Consider the following 22,554-nt stretch of genomic DNA (forward strand, 5'->3'; position numbering starts at 1 on the left):
AACTAACTGGTTTCGGGTCAGCGGCGAAGGAAGGTCGCCAGTCCGCGGGCCAGGCCCGCTGCGTACACCGAGTCCCGCCAGGACGCGCTGCGCATGTGCGCGGCGTCGGTGGCGTTCTTCATGTTGCCCAGCTCGACCATCACGGTCGGCACGTTGCTCCAGTTGAGCGTGCCGAGGTCGCCTCGGGTGTCCAGGCCGTCACCGCCGTTGTAGTTGGCCCGCGGCAGCCCGGCCGCCTGCAGCCCGGCCCGGACGTCGAGCGCGAGCCGGCCCGAGCCGGTGTAGATGTCATCGGTCCAGCCCTGCTTGCGGGCCGGGCGGATGGCGAAGAAGCCGTGGAACCGCGACGCCGTGCCGTCGGCGTGCACCGACACCACCGCGTCGGCATGCACCGTGTTGCCGAATCGGCCCCGGACGTCCACGCAAGGCCCCCAGGCGCTGGCCGAGTTGCTGCTCCGGGTCAGGTAGACCGTCGCGCCCTGAGCGACCAGCCGGGCCTTGAGGTACGTCGCCACCGACCACGCGAAGGTCGCCTCCGGGTAGCCGCTGGCGGTGGCCGTTCCCGTGGTGTTGCAGGGCTTGCGGCTGCCACCGGCGTTGACCAGCCGGCCGATCTGCGCCGCGTGCCTCGAGTTGCCGAGGTTGTGTCCAGGGTCGATCACGACCACCCGGCCGGCCAGCGGCTTCGCCGCCGACGCGGCCGTCACGACCGTTGGGGTGGAGCGGACCACCAGCCGAGCCGCACCGGTCGGGGGCGCTGACGTGCCGGACGTCGGCGACGCCGAGCAGGCGGTCACGGCAAGCGCCACGACGGGCAGCACGAATGGCAGCACGACGGGCAGGGCCGCAGGCGGGCAGCGTCGACCGAGGAGGCGCATACCCTCCTATCGGCCGGTGTCCCCCGATCCTGACCGGCCGACGGCGGCGAGCCAGAGCGCGCGCCAGCGTTCGCCGTCCACGCCAAGGGCGACGTCCACCTGGGTCGGTGGTATCCCGTGCGGGTCGTGGTCCAGGTCGCCCACCCACTGGCGTTGGTCCACCACGGTCTGGCCTCGGGTCCGTGCGCCGGCCAGCTCGACGTGCACGGCGAGAGAGGCCGTGGTCAGCCCCGCGGGATCGAGCACCGCGCAGACCGCACCGGCGTCGCCGATGGTCGCGGACGTCGCAGCGAACCGCTCGCACTGCGCGCGGATGAGCGCGCCGGCCAGGCGACCGGCCGGCTGCTGCATGGCGAGCAGCAGGTCAGCTTCGTCCAGCGTGATCCGGACGTCGTAGAACACGTCCAGGCCGTACATGGTCACCGGGACCTGCAGCTCGCGCGCCGCGTCCAGCACGATTGCGGCGGCCTCGGGATCGTGCCAGACGTTGAACTCCGCCGCCGCAGTGGCGTTGCCGACCGCCGCCGCGCCGCCCATGAACACGATGCGGGCCAACCCCTTGGCCGTCTCGGGGTAGCTGCGCAGCAGCAGCGCGATGTTGGTCAGCGGACCGAGCGGGACGAGGATGACCGGCTCACCGGCGCTCACCGCGGCGAGCAGCTCGTCGCGCAGCAGCTCGACCGCGTGACGCTGGTCGACCTCGGCGGGCTCGGTGGGCAGGCCGAGCGCTGCGTGGTCGAGGTCCCCCAGCCCGTCCTCGCCGTGCACGTGCCGGGCCGGCCGGGCCGGCTCCAGCAGCGGCCGGGTCGCGCCGCGCGCCACCGGCACCTCGTGCCGGCCGGCGGCCGCGAGCACCACCTGGGTATTGCGAACGACCTGATCGACGTCGGCGTTGCCGGCCACGCAGGTCACCGCGCGCAGGTCCAGGTCCGGGTGCAGGGCGGCGAGCAGCAGCGCGCACGCGTCGTCCAAGCCGGTGTCGACGTCGAGGATCACGGGGATGGCCACGCCGCCATGATGCCCGGTGCCCCGCCGGACCGACAGGCTCGAGGTGCGGACCGGGCAAAGCAGGCGCAAGGTGTCAGCCGTGAGCACCGTGACGACGCGCATCCCCGCCCGCCTCGACCGTCTGCCCTGGTCGCCCTGGCACCGCATGGTGCTGGTCGGCCTCGGCACCGTCTGGATCCTGGACGGGCTGGAGGTGACGATCGTCGGCTCACTGTCGGACCGGCTGACCGAGAAGGGCAGCGGGCTGGAGCTGACCGCGAGCCAGATCGGTGTAGCCGCGGCGATCTACGTCCTCGGTGCGTGCCTGGGGGCGCTCTACTTCGGGCACCTCACCGAGAAGCACGGCCGCAAGAGGATGTTCTTCATCACCTTGACCGTCTACCTGGTCGCCACCGTGCTGACCGCGTTCTCGTTCACGCCCATCTGGTTCTTCGCCTGCCGGTTCTTCACCGGCGCCGGCATCGGCGGGGAGTACGCCGCGATCAACTCGGCGATCGACGAGCTGATGCCGAGGAAGCTGCGCGGGCGGATCGACCTGGTGATCAACGGCTCGTACTGGCTCGGCGCCGCGGCCGGCGCCGCCTTGACCATCGTGCTGCTGAACGAGGACTTCCTGCCGGCGAACATCGGCTGGCGGGTGGCGTTCGGGCTGGGCGCGGTGCTCGGGCTGATCGTGCTCTTCGTACGGCGCAACGTGCCGGAGAGCCCTCGCTGGCTGTTCATCCACGGCCGCGACGAGGAGGCAGAGCGCATCGTCGCGGAGGTCGAGGCGCGGGTCGCCGAGGAGGTGGACGAGCAGCTGCCGGCGGTCGGCGCGGACGACGACCTCGAGATCGAGCAGCGCGAGAAGACGACGTTCCGCGAGATCGCCCGCACGCTGCTGGCGGACTACCGGCAGCGCACGCTGCTCGGACTGGCGCTGTTCATCGGGCAGGCGTTCCTCTACAACGCTGTCTTCTTCACCCAGGGCCTGGTGCTGACCACGTTCTTCGGCGTGGGCTCGGGATCCGCCGGGTGGTACATCATCCCGCTGGCCCTGGGGAACTTCCTCGGGCCGGTGCTGCTCGGTCGGTTGTTCGACACCATCGGCCGCCGCATCATGATCTCGATCTGCTACATCGGCAGCGGTCTGCTGCTGGTGGCCACGGCGATATTCCTGACCGGCCTCGACGCCACCACCCTGACGCTGTGCTGGTGCGCGGTGTTCTTCCTCGCCTCGGCCGGCACCAGCGCCGCCTACCTGACGGTCAGCGAGATCTTCCCGATGGAGACCCGCGCGATGTCGATCGCCCTGTTCTACGCGGTCGGCACCGGGCTCGGCGGCATCATCGGACCGCTGCTGTTCGGCAAGCTGGTCGCCACGAACGACCTGGGCAACGTCGCGGTCGGCTACTACATCGGGGCCGGGCTGATGATCGCCGGCGGCCTGGTCGAGGTGTTCCTGGGCGTGGACGCGGAGCGCAAGTCGCTCGAGGACGTCGCGGAGCCGCTGTCCGCCCAGGACGCCGACGAGTCCGGCACGACCTGAAGGCCCGGGTCCGCCGCCCGCCCGACCAGCCTCCGGTCCTGGTTGGATGTGGTCCGTGAGCAACCCATGGGACGAGGAGTTCCTGCCGTCGACCGGCGCGCGGAACACGCTGCAGTGGGCCCACGAGCACGGCGCGGAGACGCTGGGCGAGGCCTACGACCTGCTCGACCAGCTGGCGGTCTCGAACGACGTCCCCGAGGTGCTCGGGCACGACGACAGCGTCGACGACATGCGCGAGGAGCTCGAGCTCGGCATCGACCTCGTCGGCCCGGACGCGTCACTGACCGACCTGCTGTAGCCCTGACGTCCGACCCGGCTCGCCGGTCAGCTGCGCGCCGGCTCAGCGCGATCGCGACCGAGGAGGCGGATGAGCAGCCTCGGGTCGGTCGGCCACGCCGCCAACATGGTCTCCCGGGGCACACACCTCGCCGCGTAACGCAGCAGCAGGATCACCGCGACCACATCATCGAGCGGTCCGATGACGGGCAGGAACTCCGGCAGGAGGTCGATCGGCGAAACCACCCAGACCACGGCGATCAGTAGAGCGACCTTGGCCCGCCGCGGCACGTCCGGATTCTTGCGCAGGGCCCTGGCAGCGGCGACGCAGGACGGGAGGAACTCCGCGACCTGACGCATCAGCCCGTCCGGCAGCCGCGACGCGAACGCGATCATCACCAGGCAGCTGACCGCCCACAGCACGAGCGCTGCGCCCGCCAGCAGCAGGATTCGCTCCACGCCGAAACGGTACCTCTCGGCTCAGGTCAGGCTTTCGTCCTGCGGGCCCGCAGACCGGTGACGGCCAGCCAGACACCGACGAGCGCGACGACGGGTCCGACCACCGCCCACAGCGTCTCGCCGGACATACCGCTGCCGCCGATCCAGCCCATGCCCTGACCGAACCAGATGCCGCCGACCACCACCAGGAGCACGCCCACCAGGATGCGGACCACGTCACTCACCTCGCCTCTCCACCGAAAGGGTAAGTCCGGCGGCGCGCAATCGGTCGACGAGCGCGCCGCCCATCGCGGTGGCCGGAGTCAGCACTCCGGCCCGGTCCGGCAGCCCGCGGCCGTCGGCCAAGGCCAAGGCACTCTCGCCGAGCATCACGGCGGTCGCCGCGTACCCCGGGTCACCCTGCGCGGCAACGGTTGCGACGTACTGCGCGCCACTGGTGGTGGTGCTGCGCAGTCGCATCCGGAAGTATCCGGCGGCCCGCTTGTCGGCGCTCGGCCCTTCACCGGGCGACGGCAGTGCGCGGTCGACCAGGCCGCGCAGCCGCGGCTTCTGCATTCCCGTCAGCACGGCCCCCAGCACGCCGGTGACCGCGGTCGCGGTGGCCCGGCCCTTCGCACCCCGCCCGTAACCGGCCAGCTCGCGGTAGCGGAAGGTGCGCCCGTAGGCCCAGCCCTGCAAAGCGTTGCTGCGCCGCACGATCCGGGTGTTGAACGAGGCCATCACGAAGGGGCCAACCCACCCGCCGAGCTCGTCGCTCTGGAACACCGAGACGCGGTCCCGCTCGTCGCCGAGGTCAGGCTCGCGGTCCCGGTCCGGGCTGAGCGCGTACGGGTCGATGACCATACGGCGCAACGACTTCTCGGTCTGCACGGCCTCCACCTGCGCGCGCATCGAGTCGATGGTGCCGCCACTGAATCCGCCCTTCAGCACGGCCACCAGCGTCGTGTCGCCAAGCTCGCCCGCACCGTCGGACGCGGCGGCCTGGTGCAGCAGCAGCACGCCGAGGTCGGAGGGGATCGAGTCGAAGCCGCAGGAGTGCACGATCCGCGCGCCACTGGCCCGTGCCGCCTCGTCGCAGGCGTCGATGGCGGCCCGGACGAACAGCACCTCACCGGTCAGGTCCGCGTAGTGCGTTCCCGCTGCGGCGCAGGCCTTCGCGAGCGGCAGCCCGTAGCGCAGGTACGGGCCGACCGTGGTGGCCACCACCCTGGTACGGCCGGCGAGCTCGGCCAGTGCGTCCGGGTCGGCGCTGTCCGCGACCAGCAACGGCCAACGGCGGGCCCGCTCCCCCAGGCCACGACGTACCTCTTCCAGCCGCTCCAGCGAGCGCCCGCCCAGACCGATCCGGGTCCCCTCCGGGGCGTGCTCGACCAGGTAGTCGGCCACCAGCCGGCCCACGAAACCCGTCGCGCCGAACACGACGACGTCGAACTCACGATCGTCCTGAGAATTCAGCATGCAGCGACGATGGCACGGTGGATCCGCTGAGGCGACACGGGGTAGGCGGTTCTCATGGTCGGGGCGAACAGGCTGACCCGCAGCTCCTCGATCATCCACCTCACCTCGAGCAGCGCCGGCGGTGGTTCGCGGCCGGCCGGCAAGGCGTCCAGCGCCTTCGCCAGCTCGTCTGCGGCCATCTCGATCTGCGACTGCGAACCACGGTCACGCGCCGGGTCGCCGGGCAGCCGGTCCAGCCGCACCGCCATGGCCTTGAGGTACCGCAGCACGTCGGGCAGCCTCGCCGCACCGGCGTCGCGAACGAACGACGGCCGGACCAGCCCGTCCAGCTGCGCCTGCAGGTCGGTCATCGCGGGCAACAGGACCATGGACGTCGCCCCGCGCAGTCGCGCCTGGACGTCGAAGGCCGTCGCGAGCACCTCCTCGACCCGCTCCACCACGTCGAGGGTGCGCTGGTCGAGGCCGTCCGCGACGGCCTGGCGCAGGTGCTCGAACGCGGCCCGGTCGCGGACGTCCACGGCACCGCCCGCGGCGAGCACCAGCGCGTCGACGGCCGCGTCCGTGCAGTCGTTCACCAGCTCCGTCGCCGTGGCGTGCTTGGCTCGGCTGAGCACCAGCTTGCTCGCGTTGGACAGCTCAGAGAGCACGTAGGGCACCGGCGACCGGGTGGTCAGCCGCAACAGCCGGCGCAGACCGGCGGTGTGCGCGGCGTCGGCCTCCTCGCACGTGGTCAGCACCTGCACCGCGACGCTCTCGCCCTGGTCGACCAGTGCTGGGAACCCGGTCACCTCGTGGCCGTCCACGACGGTGCGGTGCTCGCGGGGCAGCGCGTCGAGGTCCCAGGCGTGCAGGCCGGATCGCTCGATGCTGTCCGGACGCCGGGCGATGGCCTCGCGCAGTCGCGGCCGCAGCTTCGCCTGCAGCGCAACCAGTTCCTGACCCTCCCCCAGAGGTTGCCCCTTGTCACCCTCGACCCGGAACGTGACGCGCAGGTGCGCGGGGAGCGACTGCGGCGCCCAGTCGTCCGGACCGATCCGGGTCCCGGTCAGGTCCTCCAGCGCGGCGCCGACCACGTCGAGCAGCGGGCCGTCCTGGGGCCCCACCCGGGCCAGCACGTCGGCCGCCCGGTCCGGGGCCGGGATCAGGCTGCGCCGCAACGACTTCGGCAGGCCGCGGATGAGCGCCGTCACGAGCTCCAGGCGAAGCCCCGGGATCTGCCAGTCGAACGGGCGCGGGCTGAGCTGTCCCAGCACCGGCAGCGGCACGTGCACGGTGACCCCGTCGGCTGCCGTCCCCGGCTCGAACTGGTAGGTCACCGCCAGCTCCGAGCCGCCAGCCGACCACGTCGTCGGGTAGGCGTCGTCGTCGACCGCGCCGGCCTCGTCGCGGACCAGCAGGTCGCGGGTGAAGGTGAGCAGCTCGGGGTCCTCGTGCCGACGGCGCTTCCACCAGACGTCGAAGTGCCTTCCGGAGGTCACCTCCGACGGGATCCGGTGGTCGTAGAAGTCGAAGATGACCTCGTCATCCACCAAGAGGTCACGCCTGCGGGTGCGTTGCTCCAGCGCCTCGACCTCGTCAAGCAGCTCGCGGTTGCGCTGCAGGAAGCGGTGCGGCGCTCGCCAGTCCCCCTCGACCAGCGCGTGCCGGATGAACAGCTCACGGGCCAGCTCGGGCTCCACGCTGCCGTAGCCGACCAGCCGGTCGACCACCAGCGGCACCCCGTACAGCATGACCCGCTCGCGAGCCATCACGGCGGCCCGCTTGGAGCTCCAGTGCGGCTCGCTGTACGTACGCCTGATCAGGTGCGGCCCAAGGGCCTCGGCCCACTCCGGCTCGATCCGGGCCACTGTGCGACCCCACAGCCGGGACGTCTCGACAAGCTCGGCGGCCATCACCAGCGTCGGCGGCTTGCGGCTGACCGCCGATCCCGGCCAGATCGCGAAGCGGGCGCCGCGGGCACCCAGGTAGTCGCGCTGCACCGGGTCGCGCACGCCGACGTGCGAGAGCAGCCCGGACAGCAGGGCGCGATGCAGCCGGTCGGCGTCCACGCTGCCGTCCTCGTGCAGCCCGCTGGAGCGCACCAGGCCCAGCTGCTTGACCACCTGCTTGAGCTGGGCGTGCACGTCCTGCCATTCGCGCACTCGCAGGTAGTGCAGGTACTCGCTGCGGCACATCCTGCGGAAGGCGTTGCCGGACAACGCCTTCTGCTGCTCGCGCAGGTACTCCCACAGGTTCAGCCAGGTCAGGAAGTCCGACGTCGGGTCGCGGAACCGGGCGTGCTGCTGGTCGGCCTGGGTCTGGGCGTCGACCGGTCGCTCGCGCGGATCCTGGATGGACAACGCGGCGGCGACCACCAGAACCTCGCGCAGGCAGCCCTCGCGGTCAGCCTCGATGACCATCCGGGCCAGCCGCGGGTCCAGCGGCAGCTGGGCCAGCTGGCGACCGGACGCAGTGAGCCGGCGACGGGGGTCGGGCTGGTCCGGGTCGATCGCGCCGAGCTCGTGCAGCAGCTGGACGCCGTCCCGCACGCTGCGCCGGTCCGGCGGCTCGACGAACGGGAATGCGCCGATGTCGCCGAGCCCGATCGACGTCATCTGCAGGATGACCGAGGCGAGGTTGGTGCGCAGGATCTCCGGCTCGGTGAACTCAGGCCGCGCCTCGAAGTCCTCCTGGCTGTAGAGCCGGATGCAGATGCCGTCGGCGACGCGACCGCAGCGTCCGGCCCGCTGGTTCGCCGAGGCCTGCGAGACCTTCTCGATCGGCAGCCGCTGCACCTTCAGACGCCTGCTGTAGCGGGAGATCCGCGCCGTCCCCGGGTCGACGACGTAGCGGATTCCTGGGACCGTTAGCGACGTCTCGGCGACGTTCGTGGCGAGCACGACGCGTCGTCCGGTGTGCGGCTGGAAGACCCGGTGCTGCTCGGCCGACGACAAGCGCGCGTAGAGCGGCAGCACCTCGGTGAACCGCAGGTCGAGCGCGCGCACCGCCTCGGCCGCGTCGCGGATCTCCCGCTCGCCGGACAGGAACACCAGGATGTCGCCGCCCCCGTCGCCGGTGAGCTCGACGACCGCGTCGCAGATGGCCTGCACCTGGTCGCGATCGGGATCGGCGTCCGGGTCGTCCGGGTCGACCACCGGGCGGTAACGCATCTCCACGGGGTAGGTGCGTCCGGACACCTCGATCACCGGCGCGTCGTCGAAGTGCCGGGAGAAGCGCTGCGGGTCGATGGTGGCCGAGGTGATGATCACCTTGAGGTCGGGGCGGCGTGGCAGCAGCTGCTTGAGGTAGCCGAGCAGGAAGTCCACGTTCAGGCTGCGCTCGTGGGCCTCGTCGATGATCAGCGTGTCGTACCGGGACAGCATCCGGTCGCGCTGGATCTCGGCGAGCAGGATGCCGTCCGTCATCACCCGCACCAGCGTGCGGGGGCCGGCCCGGTCGGTGAACCGCACGCTCCACCCGACCTGCTCGCCGACGTCCGTGCCGAGCTCCTCGGCGATCCGCTCGCACACTGTGCGGGCCGCGATCCGCCGCGGCTGGGTGTGTCCGATCATCCCGGTGATCCCGCGCCCCAGCTCGAGGCAGATCTTGGGCAGCTGGGTGGTCTTGCCGGAGCCGGTCTCGCCGGCCACGATCACCACCTGGTGGTCGCGGATCAGCGCCGCGATCTCGTCCCGCACCGCACTGACCGGCAGCTGCGGGTACGAGATGGGCGGCACGCTGGCGCGGCGCGCCTCGACGTCCGCCGGGGTGAACGGCGGTCGGCGGGCCCTGTGTGGGCGTTGCCCACTCCGCCGCCGCTGTTCACCCACGACGTCCACGATAGGCGCGCCGCGCAAGCGGGTTTGTGCGGGCTACGTGGTCCTGGAACTGCTCGGGCTCGTGGCCGACGAGCTGCCGGACGAACCCGGCTTCGCGTCCTTGCGCCGCTCCCGGCGGTCCTTGCGCGCGTCGCGGATCTGCTTGCGGAACTCCCGGAAGGCCTTCGCGTCGGCCGGGTGCGCCTTGGCCCACGCCTTCAGCTCGGTCCGGCGCTGCTCCGGCGACATCGCGGCGACCTTCTTCAGCTCGGTGACCACCGCCGGGTGCGCGTCGGCGAACTTCTGCCAGCCCTCGAGGCGGGTGACCAGCGCCTGCGCGGCCTTCGGGTGGGCGGCCAGGAAGTCGTCGAGCTCCTGCTGCTGCGCGTCGGTCAGGCCGGTGACCGGCGCGGACGAGGTCTTGGTCGGCGACGGCCCGTTGTCGGCCGCCATGGCCGGCAGGGCGAGGGCTCCCCCGGCGATGACGGCGGCCACGGCCCCGGCCGCGATGGTCTTGCGTCGCATCTGCACTCCTCGTGCTGTCGGTGGACGCCGCGGGTCCGCGACGTCGAGATCGACGGTAGGTGGCCGTTGTGCGACTGCTGTTGGCCGATTGTTCGAGGTCTGTGCGGGATGCTAGGCCGGTGAGCACGCGCAGCGCGGGCATCCTGGTGCACCGTCACACGTCCGGCGTCCTGCAGGTGCTGCTCGGCCACATGGGCGGCCCGCTGTGGTCCCGCAAGGACGAGGCCGCGTGGTCCATCCCGAAGGGTGAGTACGGGCCGGAGGAGACGGCCGAGGCCGCGGCCCGTCGGGAGTTCAGCGAGGAGCTCGGCCTGCCGGTACCGGACGGCGAGCTGCGACCGCTGGGCGAGCTGCGGGCCTCGAGCTCGAAGGTGCTGACGATCTGGGCGCTGGACGGTGACCTGGACGTCGACGCGGTGCGGCCGGGCACGTTCGAGATGCAGTGGCCGCCGGGCTCGGGCCGGATGCAGGAGTTCCCGGAGATCGACCGTGCGGCGTGGTTCGACCTGGACACGGCGCGGGTCAAGCTGGTGAAGGGCCAGCGTCCCTACCTGGACCGCCTGGCCGCTGCACTCACCGGCTGACCCGCACCGCGCTCACGCCGCGGCGGTCCCTCACGTGGCGTACTTCCACTCGGCCGGCTTCGTGGGCGTGGAGCCCTTGGGGTTGTGGCCGCCGCGGTCGCGAGAGTCCACGTGGATCACCTTGCCCGTGGACTGCTTGAAGCCCATGCCGGCAAAGAGCCCCAGGTTCTCCTTCTGGTCCAGCGTCAGCCGCCCGTCGATGTCAGTGGCCGCGCCGAACAGGTGCTGGCTCGAGCTCACGCCGCCGACCTTCTTGTTGTACTGCTTGCACCGACACCCGGACACGATCCGGATCGACTTGCCGCCGATCGAGGCCCGGTACTTCTCGAGCCGGCGCACATGCGAGCGCAATATCCAGATGCGCCGGCAGCTCTCGAAGACTGCGCCGTCCTTGCAGCGGAACTCCCGGTACGAGAAGTGTGCGCTCATGTCCGACTTGTGGGCCTTGAACCGGGCGTAGGAGATGCGCAGCGCATCGCTGGTCTTGGGGCCGAACTTGCTGTCCACCTTCAGGGCGGGGCCGAGGTTCCAACCGCGCTGGAAGCCGTTCACCGCAACGGTGAACTTCTTGTTCGCGTTGTCGAACCCGAGCTTGGTCAGCATGGCCTTCGCCTGGGCGTTCGTCAGCTGCGGAGCCATCACGCACCCCCGGGGGTGACGACGTCGTTGAACAGGTCGAGGTCGAACTCGTCGGCCGGGCCGAAGCCGACGTCGTCGACATCGCCCACGTCCACGTCGTCCACGAGCCCGTCGATCTCGTCGTCGCCCGGCAGGTCCTCGTCCGGGTTGTCGTCCTGGCCGTCCACGTCCGTGGGCGCATTCGGATCGACGTCCGGATCACCGTCCGGATCCGCCGTGTCCGGCTGGTCAATCCCAGCGCCCAGGTCCGTGAGGAACCCCTCCTCCTCCACGGCGACCACCGCCGGGAGCAGCTGTGGGTCCGCTATCGGATCTACCGGACCGACCACGAACTGCGATTCCTCGGGGCCGTCTCCACCGGTCTCGTCGTCCTTCATGCTTACCGACCTCCCCTGGCCACCCACCATGGAACTCCTCTCGGGTCCAGGGCACAAGCAAGAATCGAACTAGGCGAGCACCCGCGTCACCGGCATCGAGGAGTCGGCCGGCAGATCCAGCGCGGACGGCGCGCGACCGCGGCGGACCATGGAGGAGCCGAGGGCCGCGACCATAGCGCCGTTGTCGGTGCACAGGCCGGGACGCGGCACCCGCAGCTCGATCCCGGCGGCGGCGCAGCGTTCGGCAGCCATCGCCCGTAGTCGTGAGTTCGCTGCCACGCCGCCACCCACCAGCAACGTGTCGACTCCCTCGTCGCGGCAGGCCGCGACTGCCTTGCGGGTCAGGACGTCGACCACGGCCTCCTGGAAGCTCGCAGCCACGTCAGGCACGGACACGTTCTCTCCCAACGCGACCCGCTGCTCGACCCAGCGCGCCACCGCCGTCTTGAGCCCGGAGAACGAGAAGTCGTAGCGATGACGCTCGAGGTCCTTCGGTCGGGAGAGCCCACGGGGGAAGGCGATAGAGGCCGGGTCGCCGTCGCGGGCCACCCGGTCGATGTGCGGGCCGCCCGGGAACGGGAGCCCGAGCAACCTCGCCACCTTGTCGAACGCCTCGCCGGCCGCGTCGTCGATGGTCGCACCGAGCGGACGCACGTCGTGCGTCACATCCGGCACGAGCAGCAGCGAGGAGTGCCCGCCGGACACCAGTAGTGCCAGCGTCGGCTCGGGCAACGGGCCGTGCTCGAGCTGGTCCACCGCCACGTGGGCGGCCAGGTGGTTGACCCCGTACAGCGGCTTGCCCAGCGCGAGGGCGAGCGCCTTGGCCGCCGCCACTCCGACGAGCAGCGCGCCGGCCAGCCCCGGACCGCTGGTCACCGCGAACGCGTCAATGTCGTCCAACCGGACACCGGCTTGCCTGCACGCGCGCTCGATCGTCGGGGCCATCGCCTCGAGGTGGGCTCGGCTGGCCACCTCGGGCACCACCCCACCGAAGCGGGCGTGCTGCTCGACGCTGCTGGCCACGGCGTCCACCAGCAGGGTCTCGCCGCGCACGATGCCGACGCCGGTCTCGTCGCAGGACGTCTCGATGCCGAGCACCAGGGGCGCGTCACTCACCGGTCGAGGCTATCCGCAGCTGCATGACCCACGCGTCCGCGGGACCCTGCGGAGTCCTGTAGTACCCGCGGCGGACGGCGATCCGCTCGAACCCGACACTGCTGTACACCCGCTGCGCGGCCACGTTGTCGGCGCGCACCTCGAGCATCATCCGGCCGGCTCCGCGGGCCCGCGCCAGGGTGACCAGCTGCTGCACGAGGAAGCGACCCAGCCCCTGCCCCTGCCGGTCCGGCGAGACGGCCACCGTCATGAGGTCCGCGACCCCTGCCGCCACCGAGACCCCCGCGTACCCGTCGACGTCGCCGTCGGTTGCGCCCTGGAGCACGACGTAGTCCCGCTGCTCGCACTGGGCCAGCTCGGACCACCAGGTTGGCGCACTCCACGCCTCGTGGCCGAACAGCCGGTCCTCCAGCGGCAGCAACCGCTCGACGTCCCACCAGCGCATCGGCCGCACCACCGGGTCCGCGGCCGCAGTCATGACAGGACGCTCTTGCGCCCGCCGCCTTCATGCACGTCCGGGCGGCGCAGGTAGCGCGGGGTCAGGTCGCTCAGGTCGGCACCGGCATCCAGCAACCGGACGACGAGCCCGGCCAGCGCGGCCGCGGAGGGGTCGATCGGCCCGACCGAGATGCCCAGCGAATCCGGGTAGAGGTCGGCGCCGCGGCCGACGACCGCGCGTCCGTCGACCGGCACATCGTCCGGCCGGCTCACGTCGGGCCCGTGCACCCGGCGCGGGGTCGTGCCGACCGCACCGTCCGGGACCGACTCGTACGCCGCCCAGTACACCTCGCGCCGGCGAGCGTCGGTGGCCACCAGGAACGGGTCGTCGCCGACCGCGCCGTCCTCGGCGGCGCGCACCGCGAGCGCGTCCAGGCTGCAGACGCCGTGCACCGGCACGCCGAGCGCGTCGCCCATCGTGCGGGCGGTGACCAGGCCGACCCGTAGCCCGGTGAACGGCCCCGGCCCGGTGCCGACGGCGACGTCGGTCAGGTCCCGGGCGCAGGCGCCCGCCTCGCTGAGCACGGCCTGGATGCCCGGGGCCAGCAGTTCGCCGTGCCGCCGCGCGTCGACCGACAGCGACTGCGCGACCACGGTGTCACCGTCGTGCAGGGCCACCGTGACCGCCGGGGTCGAGGTGTCCAGGGCCAGCAGCAGCACGTTCAGACCTCCAGCTGGATGCCGGACCAGCGCTCGCCGATTCCGCGGATCCGGATCCGCCGCGGCTCGTCCAGCACGTCGTCCTCGTCGTCCACGTCGTCGCGCTCGTCGTCGTCCACGTCGTCGCGCTCGTCGTCGCGCTCGTCGTCCACGTCGGCCCCGTCGACCCCGTCGACCCCGTCGACCGTGGCCCCGTCGACCGCCCCGTCGACCGTGCCCCCGTCGACCGTGGTCGCGGCGCCGTGCGGTCGCAGGATCGCGACGTGCAGCCGATCGCTGGCCAGGTCGTCGACCAGCCCCTCGCCCCACTCGACCACGGTGACGCTGTCCTCCAGGCTCGCGTCCAGGTCGAGGTCGTCGACCTCGGCGATCGAGCCCAGGCGGTAGGCGTCCACGTGCACCAGAGCCGGCCCGCCGCGCTCGCTGGGGTGAACGCGGGCGATCACGAACGTCGGCGAGGTGACGGGTCCGCGCACGCCCAGACCGGCGCCGATCCCTTGGGTGAGCGTGGTCTTGCCGGCGCCGAGGTCACCTGTCAGCACGACCAGGTCGCCAGGGCGCAGCGTGCCGGCCAGCCGGCGCCCGAGGTCGTGCATGGCGTCGCGCGTGGAGGCGGTGAGCTCGATGCTCTTCTCGTCCGGCGCGGGCACGGCGGCCATCGTACGTGCTCGGCCTGCGTCCGGCGCAGCACGTTCAGGCGCGGCGCGGTCGGCGCAGCCGCGGACGGCGGCCGCCGCGTCCCTGGGCCCGGACGACGGCCCGGTCGGCTCGGTCCAGCAGATCACCCAGGTGCAGGTTGACCACGTCGGGGTGCTCGAGCATGACCATGTGGCCGGACTCGGGCACCAGCACGTGCTCGGCACCGGGCATCCGCCGGACGATCGCCTCGCTGTGCTCGGGCGGGGTGAGCAGGTCGTCCTCGCCGGACAGCACGAGGGACTCGATGCCGTCCAGCGCCGCCAGCGCCTCACCCTTGTCGTGCACGTCGAACCCGGGTAGGAACCCGGACACCACGTCGATGGGGGTCGCCGCGATCATCGCGGCGGTGAACCGGACCAGCTCCGATGGCACCGGTGAGGCGTAGGAGTAGCGCTTGACCAGCAGCTGTTCGAAGTCGCTGCCGATCCGGCGGGTCCGGTCGACCAGCCGGGGCGCGCGGGTGAGCCCGACCATCGCGACCGGGGCGATCCGGTGCGCCACCCGACCGACCGAGCCGGTCAGTCCCCAGTGCACGTCAGCCAGGCCGCCGGAGCTGGTGGCGAGCAGCGCGGCGCCGACCACCCGGTCCCGGATCAGGTCCGGGTACTCACCGGCCAGCGCCATCACGGTCATGCCGCCCATCGAGTGCCCGACCAGCACCAGCGGACCGGTCGACGCGACGGCGTCGATCACCGCGCGCAGGTCCGCACCGCACTGGTCGACCGTGTAGTTCTGCTCCGGCCCGGTGGCGGACCGGCCGTGACCGCGCTGGTCCCAGAACACCATCCGGTACCGGCCGCGCAGCCACTGCCGCTGGTAGTGCCAGATGTCCTGGTTCAGGCAGAAGCCGTGGCTGAAGACAACGGTGACCGGGGAGGTCTGCTCCGCGTCCGGCGGCCCGTCGACGTCCAGCTCGTCCACTTCCACGTGCAGCGCGGTGCCGTCGTCCGCGCTGACCCGCTGGGTGGTGCCGCGCAGCGACCCGTAGGACTCGCCGCCGGCCTCACCCTGCACCCGCCCGGCGGTCCAGCGTTCGGCGGCCAGCCCGAGCGCGGCGCCGACGCCGGCGGCAGCCAGCCCGGCACCGACGCCCAGCACGGTGCGCGACGGAGACCTCACGAGCCCGCATCCAGGTAGGTCCGCGGCACTCGAGAGCCGATCCGGGTGACGATCTCGTACGAGATCGTGTCCACCGCCTCGGCCCAGTCCTGCGCGGTGGGCTGGCCGTCGCGACCGTCGCCGAACAGGACGACGAGGTCCCCGGCCCGCACCTCGGCGACGTCGGGACGGCCGTCCAGGTCGACGACGACCTGGTCCATCGAGACCCGGCCGGCGATGGTGTGCCGTCGCCCTGCGACCCAGATCGGGCCGCAGTTTCCGGCGGCGCGCGGGACGCCGTCGCCGTACCCGAGCGGCACCAGGCCCAGCGTGGTGGCCCGCGGCGTCGTGTAGGCGTGGCCGTAGGAGACGCCGGACCCGGCCGGCACCTGTTTGACCAGGGCCAGCCGGGCGCGCAGCGTCATCGCCGGGCGCAGGCCGAAGTCGGCCGGGCCGCCAAGGTCGGGCACCGGCGACAGCCCGTACACGGCCAGGCCCGGCCGGACCAGGTCGTAGTGCAGGTCGGGCCGGGTCAGCGCGGCGGCCGAGTTGGCCAGGTGCCGGACCTCGGGACGGGCGCCGCGGGCGTGCGCGACGTCCAGCGCGGCCTCGAAGGCCTCAGCCTGCCGGTCGGTCGTCGGGTGCTTCGGGTCGTCCGCCCAGGCCAGGTGGGACCAGATGCCGACCACCTCGAGCAGGCCGTCGGCCTGCGCGGTCAGCGCGTGGTCGACCAGCGCCGGCCAGTCGTCCGCGCTGGCGCCGGCCCGGGACAGCCCGGTGTCGATCTTCAGGTGCACCCTGGCCGTCCGTCCGGCGGCCCGCGCGGCCGCCGCGATCTCGTCCACACCCCACGTCGCGTTGGCCGACAGGTCGACGTCGGCCGCTACCGCGTCGGTGAACGCGTCGCCCGGCACGTGCAGCCAGGACAGCACGCGCCCGGTGTCGCCGGCCGCACGCAGCCGCAGGGCCTCGGCGATCTGGGCCACCCCGAGCCAGGTCGCGCCGCCGGCTCGGGCCGCGCGGGCGGACGGCTCCAGACCGTGCCCGTACGCGTCGGCCTTCACCACCGCCATCACCTCGGCGGACGGCGCGTGCCGGGTCAGCGACGCCACGTTGGCCGAGATGGCCCGCAGGTCCACCTCGGCCTCGGCAGGCAGCACCGGACGGCTCGGATCGTTCACACTGGCCAGTCTCTCAGGGTCGCGACGGCGCAGGGCACCGCGTCGAGCAACCGGCCGGCGTCCACCGGGCCGCCGGCGCTGGCCAGCGCGCCCGCGCGGCCGTGCACCGCCGCGGCCACCGCACCGGCGAGCAGCGGCTCGAGCCCGGCCGCGAGCAGGGTCCCGGCCACGCCGGCGAGCACGTCCCCGGAGCCCGCGGTGGCCAGCCAGGGCGGCCCGCCGCGCTGCGCCAGGGCGGTGCCGCCGTCCGGGGGGACGACGAGCGTGGTGGAGCCCTTGAGCAGCACGGTGGCGCCGGTGAGCTGGGCGGCGCGGCGGGCGTGCTCGAGCGGTCGGGCCTCGACCTCGGCCCGGTCGACCTCGGCCCGCCCGGTGTCGTTGCGGTCCAGCCGGGACAGCAGCCGGGCCAGCTCGCCCGCGTGCGGGGTGAGCAGGGTGGCTGCCTGCCGGCGTTCGGTCAGCAGGTCCAGGGCGCCGGCGTCGACCAGGCAGGGCAGCTCGCCGGCGAGCACGTCGCGGACCCGGTCGCCCTGGCCGTCGCCGGCGTCGGGATCGAGCCCCGGACCGAGCACCCACGCCTGCACCCGGCCCTGGCCGGGCACCACCTCGGGCCAGCGGGCGCGGACCAGGGCGGTCGGTTCGGCCGGCCCCAGGTAGCGGACCATGCCGACCCCGCTGCGCACCGCACCGCCGGTGCACAGCACTGCCGCGCCGGTGTAGCCGGTCCCGCCGGCCACCACGCCGAGGACGCCGCGCCGGTACTTGTCATCGCCGGTGGCCGGCCACGGCCAGGCGGCGGCCAGCGCCGCGTCGTCCAGGGCGGCCACGGTCGGCGTGCCGTCGGCGGCCAGGTCGTCCAAGCCGATGTCGACCAGCTCGAGCCGCCCCGCGTGCTCGACGGCCGGGGGCAGCAGCAGCGCGGGCTTGGCCACGCCGAAGGTCACGGTGACGTCCGCCCGGACCGCGCCGGGGCCGACCTCGCCGGTGTCCGGATGCACCCCGCTGGGCAGGTCGACGGCGACCACACAGGCGGCTGGCGCGGCGCGGTCCAGCAGCGCGACGGCCTCGGCGTCCAGGCCGGGTCGCCCGCCGATGCCCAGGATGCCGTCGACGAGAACGTCGGCCAGCCCGAGCACGTCCTCGGGCAGGTCCGCGGCGCGGTGCACCCGGCCGCCGGCTCGCCGCAGCGCCGCCAGACCCTGCGGGTGGGCGCGCTCGGCCAGCAGGACGGCGTCCACCCGCGCCCCGCGGGCGCAGAGCCGGGCTCCTGCCCACAGCGCGTCCCCGCCGTTCGAGCCGGCGCCGACCAGGAGCACCACGCGGGCGCCGTACACCCCGCCCCGGGACGACGCCAGCTCGCGGGCCACGACCGCAGCCAGACCCGCGGCGGCACGCTGCATCAGGGTGCCGTCCGGCAGCTGCGCCATCGTGGCGGCCTCTGCGCGGCGCACGGCGGCGACGTCCCAGGCGGTACTCATCGGCCCCATCATCGGGGGGTCAGGCGGACTCTGCCACCACGACCGCGCTGGCGATCCCCGCGTCGTGCGAGATCGACAGGTGCAGGTGGACGGCGCCCAGCTCGCTGGCCCGGGCCGCGACGGTGCCGCTGACCTGCAGCTCCGGGCGGCCGGTGTGGTCGGCCACCACGGTGGCGTCCAGCCAGTGCAGTCCGGCCGGTGCGCCCAGCGCCTTCGCGAGCGCCTCCTTGGCCGCGAACCTCGCCGCGAGGGAGGCCAGCGGCAGGCTCCGCTCGGATTCGGTGAACAGCCGGTCGACCAGCTTCGGGGTGCGCCCGATCGTCTCGCCGAAGCGCGCGACGTCCACCACATCGATGCCGACGCCGATGATCACGTCGCCGCTACTCGACCGTGACGGACTTGGCCAGGTTGCGCGGCTGGTCGACGTCCAACCCCTTGGCCATGGCCAGCTCGCAGGCGAACACCTGCAACGGAACGGTGGTGACCAGCGGGGCCAGCAGGGTCGGGGTCTGCGGCACCCGGATGATCGTGTCCGCGAAGGGGACCACGTCGTCGTCCCCCTCCTCGGCGATCACGATGGTGCGCGCACCGCGGGCCCGGATCTCCTGGATGTTCGAGACGACCTTGCCGTGCAGCGAGTCCCGACCGCGCGGCGAGGGGACGACCACGAACACCGGCAGCCCCTCCTCGATCAGTGCGATCGGGCCGTGCTTGAGCTCACCGGCCGCGAAGCCCTCGGCGTGGATGTACGCGAGCTCCTTGAGCTTGAGTGCACCCTCCAGGGCCACCGGGTAGCCGACGTGCCGGCCGAGGAACAGCACGACCTTGGCGTTGGCCATCTCGCGGCCCAGCTGGCGGACCGGCTCGATGGAGTCCAGCACCTGCTGGATCTGGTCCGGCACCTCGGCGAGCCGGCGCAGCAGCTCGCGCACCTCGTCCTCGTACTTGTTGCCGCGTAGCTGGGCCAGGTAGAGACCGAGCAGGTAGCAGGCGGTGATCTGGGCCAGGAACGCCTTGGTCGAGGCGACTGCGACCTCCGGCCCGGCGTGGGTGTAGATCACGGCGTCGGACTCGCGCGGGATGGTCGAGCCGTGGGTGTTGCAGATCGCGATGACCTTGGCGCCCTGCTCGCGGGCGTGCCGGACGGCCATCAGCGTGTCCATCGTCTCGCCGGACTGCGAGATGCCGACCACGAGCGTCTTCTCGTTGACCACCGGGTCGCGGTAGCGGAACTCGCTGGCCAGCTCGACCTCGGTCGGCACCCGGCACCAGTGCTCGATCGCGTACTTGGCGACCTGCGCGGCATAGGAGGAGGTGCCGCAGGCGATCACCACGATCTTGTCCACCGAGCGCAGTACGGACTCGCTGATCCGCAGCTCGTCCAGCACGAGGTGGCCTTCGGCGTCGGTGCGACCGAGCAGGGTGTCGGCCACCGCGCGAGGCTGCTCCTCGATCTCCTTCATCATGAAGTTCGGGTAGCCGCCCTTCTCGGCGGCGGAGGCGTCCCAGTCCACGTGGTACTCGGTGGTCTGCGCCGGGGCGCCGTCGAAGCCGATCACCGCGACGTCGTCCTTGGTGATGGTGACGACCTGGTCCTGACCCAGCTCGATGGCCTGCCGGGTGTACTCGATGAAGGCCGCCACGTCGGAGCCGAGGAAGTTCGCACCCTCGCCGCGGCCGACCACCAGCGGTGAGTTGCGGCGGGCGCCGACGACCACGCCGGGCTCGCCGGCGTGCACGGCGAGCAGCGTGAAGGCGCCCTCCAGCCGGTTGCAGACGGCGCGCATGGCCTCGGTCAGGTCACCCAGGTCTTCGTAGGCGCGGCCGACCAGATGCGCGGCCACTTCGGTGTCGGTCTCGGACGAGAACTGGACGCCGTCGGCGACCAGCTCGGCCTTGAGGGTGGCGAAGTTCTCGATGATGCCGTTGTGCACGAGGGCCAGCCGGCCGTCGGCACTCAGGTGCGGGTGCGCGTTCGCGTCCGTCGGGCCGCCGTGGGTGGCCCAGCGGGTGTGCCCGATGCCCGTGACGCCGAGCGGCAGCGGCTCGTCGGTCAGCGCCTTCTCGAGGTTGGCCAGCTTGCCCGCCCGCTTGTCGACGCTGAGCACGCCGTCGGCCTCGATGACGATCCCGGCCGAGTCGTAGCCGCGGTACTCCATCCTCCGCAGGCCCTCTAGCACGACGTCCAGGGCGCCCGTGCCGCCGACCGGACCGGTGTACCCGACGATTCCACACATGCCGCCAAGGGTAGCCTTGCCCGCCGTGGCCCCCGGCAACGGCGCCAGCCTGCCCACCCCGTACGTCGAGCTCGACCGTGCGGCCTGGGCGGGACTGCGCGCACAGACCCCGCTGACCCTCAGTGCGCCCGAGCTCGAGCGCCTGCAGGGTCTGGGCGACCGCGTCGACCTGGCCGAGGTCGAGGAGGTCTATCTGCCGCTGTCCCGGCTGCTCAACCTGTACGTGCGCGCGGCCGGGCAGCTGCACGGGGTGGCCCGGGACTTCCTGGGCGAGCGGCACGACCGGGTGCCGTTCGTGATCGGCATCGCCGGGTCGGTGGCGGTGGGGAAGTCCACGACCGCCCGCATCCTGCGCGACCTGCTGGCCGCCTGGCCGGACACCCCGTCGGTGGAGCTGGTCACCACGGACGGGTTCCTGCTGCCGAACGCCGAGCTCGAACGCCGCGACCTGTTGCAGCGCAAGGGTTTCCCGGAGTCCTACGACCGCCGCCGGCTGCTCCGTTTCGTGGCCGAGGTGAAGTCCGGCCGGGCCGAGGTGTCGGCACCGGTGTACTCGCACCTGACGTACGACATCGTGCCGGGCGCGCAGGTGGTGGTCCGCCGTCCGGACGTGCTGATCGTCGAGGGGCTGAACGTGCTGCAGCCGCCCCGGCTGGACGCCCAGGGTCGGTCCGGCCTCGCGGTCAGCGACTTCTTCGACTTCTCGCTGTACGTGGACGCCAAGACCGAGGACGTCCAGCGCTGGTACGTCGAGCGGTTCCTGAGGTTGCGGCGCACGGCGTTCGCCGACCCGTCGTCGTACTTCCACCGGTACGCCGCGCTCAGTGACGAGGAGGCCGTCACCACCGCGCGCGGCATCTGGGAGCGGATCAACGAGCGCAACCTCGTGGAGAACATCCGGCCCACCCGCGGCCGAGCCACGCTGGTGCTCACCAAGGGCGCCGACCACGCCGTGACCCGGATCCGGTTGCGCAAACCCTGAGCGATGCCACGAGCACGGACTGCGCGGGACGTCTCGTGCGTGCACGAGCTCGGTGGGTCCTCAGCGGTCGATCATCTTCTGCATGGCCTCTGGGTAACGGTCGCCTTGGACCGACACGCTGGCTGACGCACCGTTGAGCTCGGCCAGATCCTCGACGGTGAGGTCGAGCTCGGCCGATCCCAGGTTCTCGTTGAGGCGCTCGAGGCGTCTGGTCCCGGGGATCGGTACGATCCACGGCTTCTGGGCGAGGAGCCAGGCCAGTGCTACCTGGCCTACGGTGGCGTTCTTGCGCTCGGCGACGTTGGTGACGAGGTCGACCAGGGCGAGGTTGGCTTCGAGCGCCTCGCGCTCGAAGCGGGGAAGAGAGGCGCGGATGTCTCCTTCGCCGAACTGGGTCGTGGCGCTCACCTGACCGGTCAGGAAGCCTCGTCCGAGCGGGCTGAACGGCACGAAGCCGATGCCGAGCTCCTCCAGCGCGGGCAGGATCTCGTCCTCGGGCTCGCGCCAGAACAGGGAGTACTCGCTCTGCAGCGCCGTGACGGGCTGGACGGCATGGGCGCGGCGGATCGTTCCAACGCCGGCCTCGGACATCCCGAAGTGGTGCACCTTGCCGGCCTCGATGAGCTCTTTGACGGTGCCGGCGACGTCCTCGATGGGCACGGCCGGGTCAACGCGGTGCTGGTAGAGCAGGTCAATGGCATCGGTGCGCAGGCGACGCAGCGAGCCCTCGACGGCGGCGCGGATGTCGTCCGGTCTGCTGCTGACACCGGTCTGGTTGCCGTCCTCGTCGAACGCGAACCCGAACTTGGTGGCGATCACGACGTCCTCGCGGACCGGTTCCAACGCCGCTCCCACCAGCTCTTCGTTGTGGAACGGGCCGTAGACCTCGGCGGTGTCGAAGAGGGTGACGCCTCGGTCGACTGCGGCGCGGATGAACGTGATCATCTCCTCGCGTGGCGGTCGTGGCCCGAAGGACTGGCTCATGCCCATGCAGCCCAGGCCGAGTGGGGACACCTGAAGGGCTTGCGAACCGAGGGTGCGTGCCTGCATGGTGCTTCTCCTTCTCTAGACGAAAC

At 72.3% G+C, this 22,554-nt stretch carries 23 protein-coding genes; 4 read left to right on the forward strand and 19 right to left on the reverse strand.

Annotated elements, in window-relative coordinates:
- Positions 1-17: 17 nt before the first annotated feature.
- Positions 18-821: an N-acetylmuramoyl-L-alanine amidase gene (locus ACPPVT_RS18840; RefSeq protein WP_426562974.1), complete on the reverse strand. Its 804-nt coding sequence runs from the start codon at positions 819-821 to the stop codon at positions 18-20.
- Between the two features lie 63 nt (positions 822-884).
- Positions 885-1,886: a nucleoside hydrolase gene (locus tag ACPPVT_RS18845; RefSeq protein WP_426562976.1), complete on the reverse strand. Its 1,002-nt coding sequence runs from the start codon at positions 1,884-1,886 to the stop codon at positions 885-887.
- Positions 1,887-2,031: 145 nt separating this feature from the next.
- Here ACPPVT_RS18845 and ACPPVT_RS18850 point away from each other — a divergent pair, with 145 nt between their 5' ends.
- Both ACPPVT_RS18850 and ACPPVT_RS18855 read left to right on the forward strand, forming a co-directional pair.
- A complete protein-coding gene (locus ACPPVT_RS18850; protein ID WP_426567206.1) occupies positions 2,032-3,414 on the forward strand; it encodes an MFS transporter in 1,383 nt (460 codons plus the stop codon).
- Positions 3,415-3,460: 46 nt separating this feature from the next.
- The gene (locus tag ACPPVT_RS18855) at positions 3,461-3,712 is read left to right on the forward strand and encodes a hypothetical protein (protein WP_426562978.1); all 252 of its coding nucleotides are present in this window, start codon (positions 3,461-3,463) and stop codon (positions 3,710-3,712) included.
- A 26-nt stretch (positions 3,713-3,738) separates the two neighbouring features.
- Here ACPPVT_RS18855 and ACPPVT_RS18860 read toward each other — a convergent pair whose 3' ends face one another.
- The 5 genes from ACPPVT_RS18860 to ACPPVT_RS18880 all read right to left on the reverse strand — a co-directional run bounded on the left by ACPPVT_RS18860 (position 3,739) and on the right by ACPPVT_RS18880 (position 9,929).
- A complete protein-coding gene (locus tag ACPPVT_RS18860; protein ID WP_426567207.1) occupies positions 3,739-4,086 on the reverse strand; it encodes a YkvA family protein in 348 nt (115 codons plus the stop codon).
- Positions 4,087-4,175: 89 nt separating this feature from the next.
- Positions 4,176-4,373 (reverse strand): hypothetical protein, encoded by a 198-nt coding sequence (locus tag ACPPVT_RS18865; RefSeq protein WP_426562980.1) that lies wholly within the window; start codon positions 4,371-4,373, stop codon positions 4,176-4,178.
- Positions 4,366-5,607 carry a saccharopine dehydrogenase family protein gene (locus ACPPVT_RS18870; RefSeq protein ID WP_426562982.1) on the reverse strand — a complete coding sequence of 414 codons (1,242 nt, stop codon included), beginning with the start codon at positions 5,605-5,607 and terminating at the stop codon, positions 4,366-4,368. Before ACPPVT_RS18870 ends, ACPPVT_RS18865 begins: the two co-directional genes overlap by 8 nt.
- The gene (gene hrpA / locus ACPPVT_RS18875; protein WP_426562984.1) at positions 5,601-9,416 is read right to left on the reverse strand and encodes an ATP-dependent RNA helicase HrpA; all 3,816 of its coding nucleotides are present in this window, start codon (positions 9,414-9,416) and stop codon (positions 5,601-5,603) included. Before hrpA ends, ACPPVT_RS18870 begins: the two co-directional genes overlap by 7 nt.
- A gap of 42 nt (positions 9,417-9,458) precedes the next feature.
- Complete coding sequence (locus ACPPVT_RS18880) at positions 9,459-9,929, reverse strand: hemophore-related protein (protein ID WP_426562986.1); 471 nt, start codon at positions 9,927-9,929, stop codon at positions 9,459-9,461.
- Between the two features lie 119 nt (positions 9,930-10,048).
- Here ACPPVT_RS18880 and ACPPVT_RS18885 point away from each other — a divergent pair, with 119 nt between their 5' ends.
- Positions 10,049-10,513 carry an NUDIX domain-containing protein gene (locus ACPPVT_RS18885; protein WP_426562988.1) on the forward strand — a complete coding sequence of 155 codons (465 nt, stop codon included), beginning with the start codon at positions 10,049-10,051 and terminating at the stop codon, positions 10,511-10,513.
- A 30-nt stretch (positions 10,514-10,543) separates the two neighbouring features.
- Here the strand turns inward: ACPPVT_RS18885 and ACPPVT_RS18890 are convergent, their stop codons facing one another.
- The 11 genes from ACPPVT_RS18890 to glmS all read right to left on the reverse strand — a co-directional run bounded on the left by ACPPVT_RS18890 (position 10,544) and on the right by glmS (position 20,496).
- Positions 10,544-11,152: a D-Ala-D-Ala carboxypeptidase family metallohydrolase gene (locus ACPPVT_RS18890; RefSeq protein ID WP_426562990.1), complete on the reverse strand. Its 609-nt coding sequence runs from the start codon at positions 11,150-11,152 to the stop codon at positions 10,544-10,546.
- On the reverse strand, positions 11,152-11,529 hold the full coding sequence (locus ACPPVT_RS18895) for a hypothetical protein (RefSeq protein ID WP_426562992.1): 378 nt from the start codon (positions 11,527-11,529) through the stop codon (positions 11,152-11,154). The genes ACPPVT_RS18890 and ACPPVT_RS18895 overlap by 1 nt, the downstream gene beginning before the upstream one ends.
- A gap of 69 nt (positions 11,530-11,598) precedes the next feature.
- On the reverse strand, positions 11,599-12,645 hold the full coding sequence (gene tsaD, locus ACPPVT_RS18900; protein WP_426562993.1) for a tRNA (adenosine(37)-N6)-threonylcarbamoyltransferase complex transferase subunit TsaD: 1,047 nt from the start codon (positions 12,643-12,645) through the stop codon (positions 11,599-11,601).
- Complete coding sequence (gene rimI / locus ACPPVT_RS18905; RefSeq protein ID WP_426562995.1) at positions 12,638-13,123, reverse strand: ribosomal protein S18-alanine N-acetyltransferase; 486 nt, start codon at positions 13,121-13,123, stop codon at positions 12,638-12,640. The genes tsaD and rimI overlap by 8 nt, the downstream gene beginning before the upstream one ends.
- Positions 13,120-13,803: a tRNA (adenosine(37)-N6)-threonylcarbamoyltransferase complex dimerization subunit type 1 TsaB gene (gene tsaB, locus ACPPVT_RS18910; RefSeq protein WP_426562997.1), complete on the reverse strand. Its 684-nt coding sequence runs from the start codon at positions 13,801-13,803 to the stop codon at positions 13,120-13,122. Before tsaB ends, rimI begins: the two co-directional genes overlap by 4 nt.
- Before the next feature lie 2 nt (positions 13,804-13,805).
- On the reverse strand, positions 13,806-14,462 hold the full coding sequence (tsaE, locus tag ACPPVT_RS18915) for a tRNA (adenosine(37)-N6)-threonylcarbamoyltransferase complex ATPase subunit type 1 TsaE (RefSeq protein ID WP_426562999.1): 657 nt from the start codon (positions 14,460-14,462) through the stop codon (positions 13,806-13,808).
- 34 nt (positions 14,463-14,496) lie between these two features.
- A complete protein-coding gene (locus ACPPVT_RS18920) occupies positions 14,497-15,621 on the reverse strand; it encodes an alpha/beta fold hydrolase (protein ID WP_426563001.1) in 1,125 nt (374 codons plus the stop codon).
- On the reverse strand, positions 15,618-16,781 hold the full coding sequence (gene alr / locus ACPPVT_RS18925) for an alanine racemase (RefSeq protein ID WP_426563003.1): 1,164 nt from the start codon (positions 16,779-16,781) through the stop codon (positions 15,618-15,620). The genes ACPPVT_RS18920 and alr overlap by 4 nt, the downstream gene beginning before the upstream one ends.
- Complete coding sequence (locus tag ACPPVT_RS18930; RefSeq protein ID WP_426563005.1) at positions 16,778-18,259, reverse strand: NAD(P)H-hydrate epimerase; 1,482 nt, start codon at positions 18,257-18,259, stop codon at positions 16,778-16,780. Before ACPPVT_RS18930 ends, alr begins: the two co-directional genes overlap by 4 nt.
- Positions 18,260-18,278: 19 nt before the next feature.
- Positions 18,279-18,632, reverse strand: a complete 354-nt coding sequence (locus tag ACPPVT_RS18935; protein ID WP_426563007.1) for a holo-ACP synthase — start codon at positions 18,630-18,632, stop codon at positions 18,279-18,281.
- A gap of 7 nt (positions 18,633-18,639) precedes the next feature.
- Positions 18,640-20,496, reverse strand: coding sequence for a glutamine--fructose-6-phosphate transaminase (isomerizing) (gene glmS / locus ACPPVT_RS18940; protein ID WP_426563008.1), 1,857 nt, complete (start codon positions 20,494-20,496; stop codon positions 18,640-18,642).
- On the opposite strand from glmS, the gene coaA reads away from it, so the two are divergent.
- On the forward strand, positions 20,495-21,478 hold the full coding sequence (gene coaA / locus ACPPVT_RS18945; RefSeq protein WP_426563010.1) for a type I pantothenate kinase: 984 nt from the start codon (positions 20,495-20,497) through the stop codon (positions 21,476-21,478). The two genes, glmS and coaA, sit on opposite strands and share 2 nt — an antisense overlap.
- A 60-nt stretch (positions 21,479-21,538) precedes the next feature.
- Here coaA and ACPPVT_RS18950 read toward each other — a convergent pair whose 3' ends face one another.
- On the reverse strand, positions 21,539-22,528 hold the full coding sequence (locus ACPPVT_RS18950) for an aldo/keto reductase (protein WP_426563012.1): 990 nt from the start codon (positions 22,526-22,528) through the stop codon (positions 21,539-21,541).
- Positions 22,529-22,554: the final 26 nt, after the last annotated feature.

The organism is Angustibacter sp. McL0619 (assembly GCF_049994355.1).
Classification (GTDB): domain Bacteria; phylum Actinomycetota; class Actinomycetes; order Actinomycetales; family Angustibacteraceae; genus Angustibacter.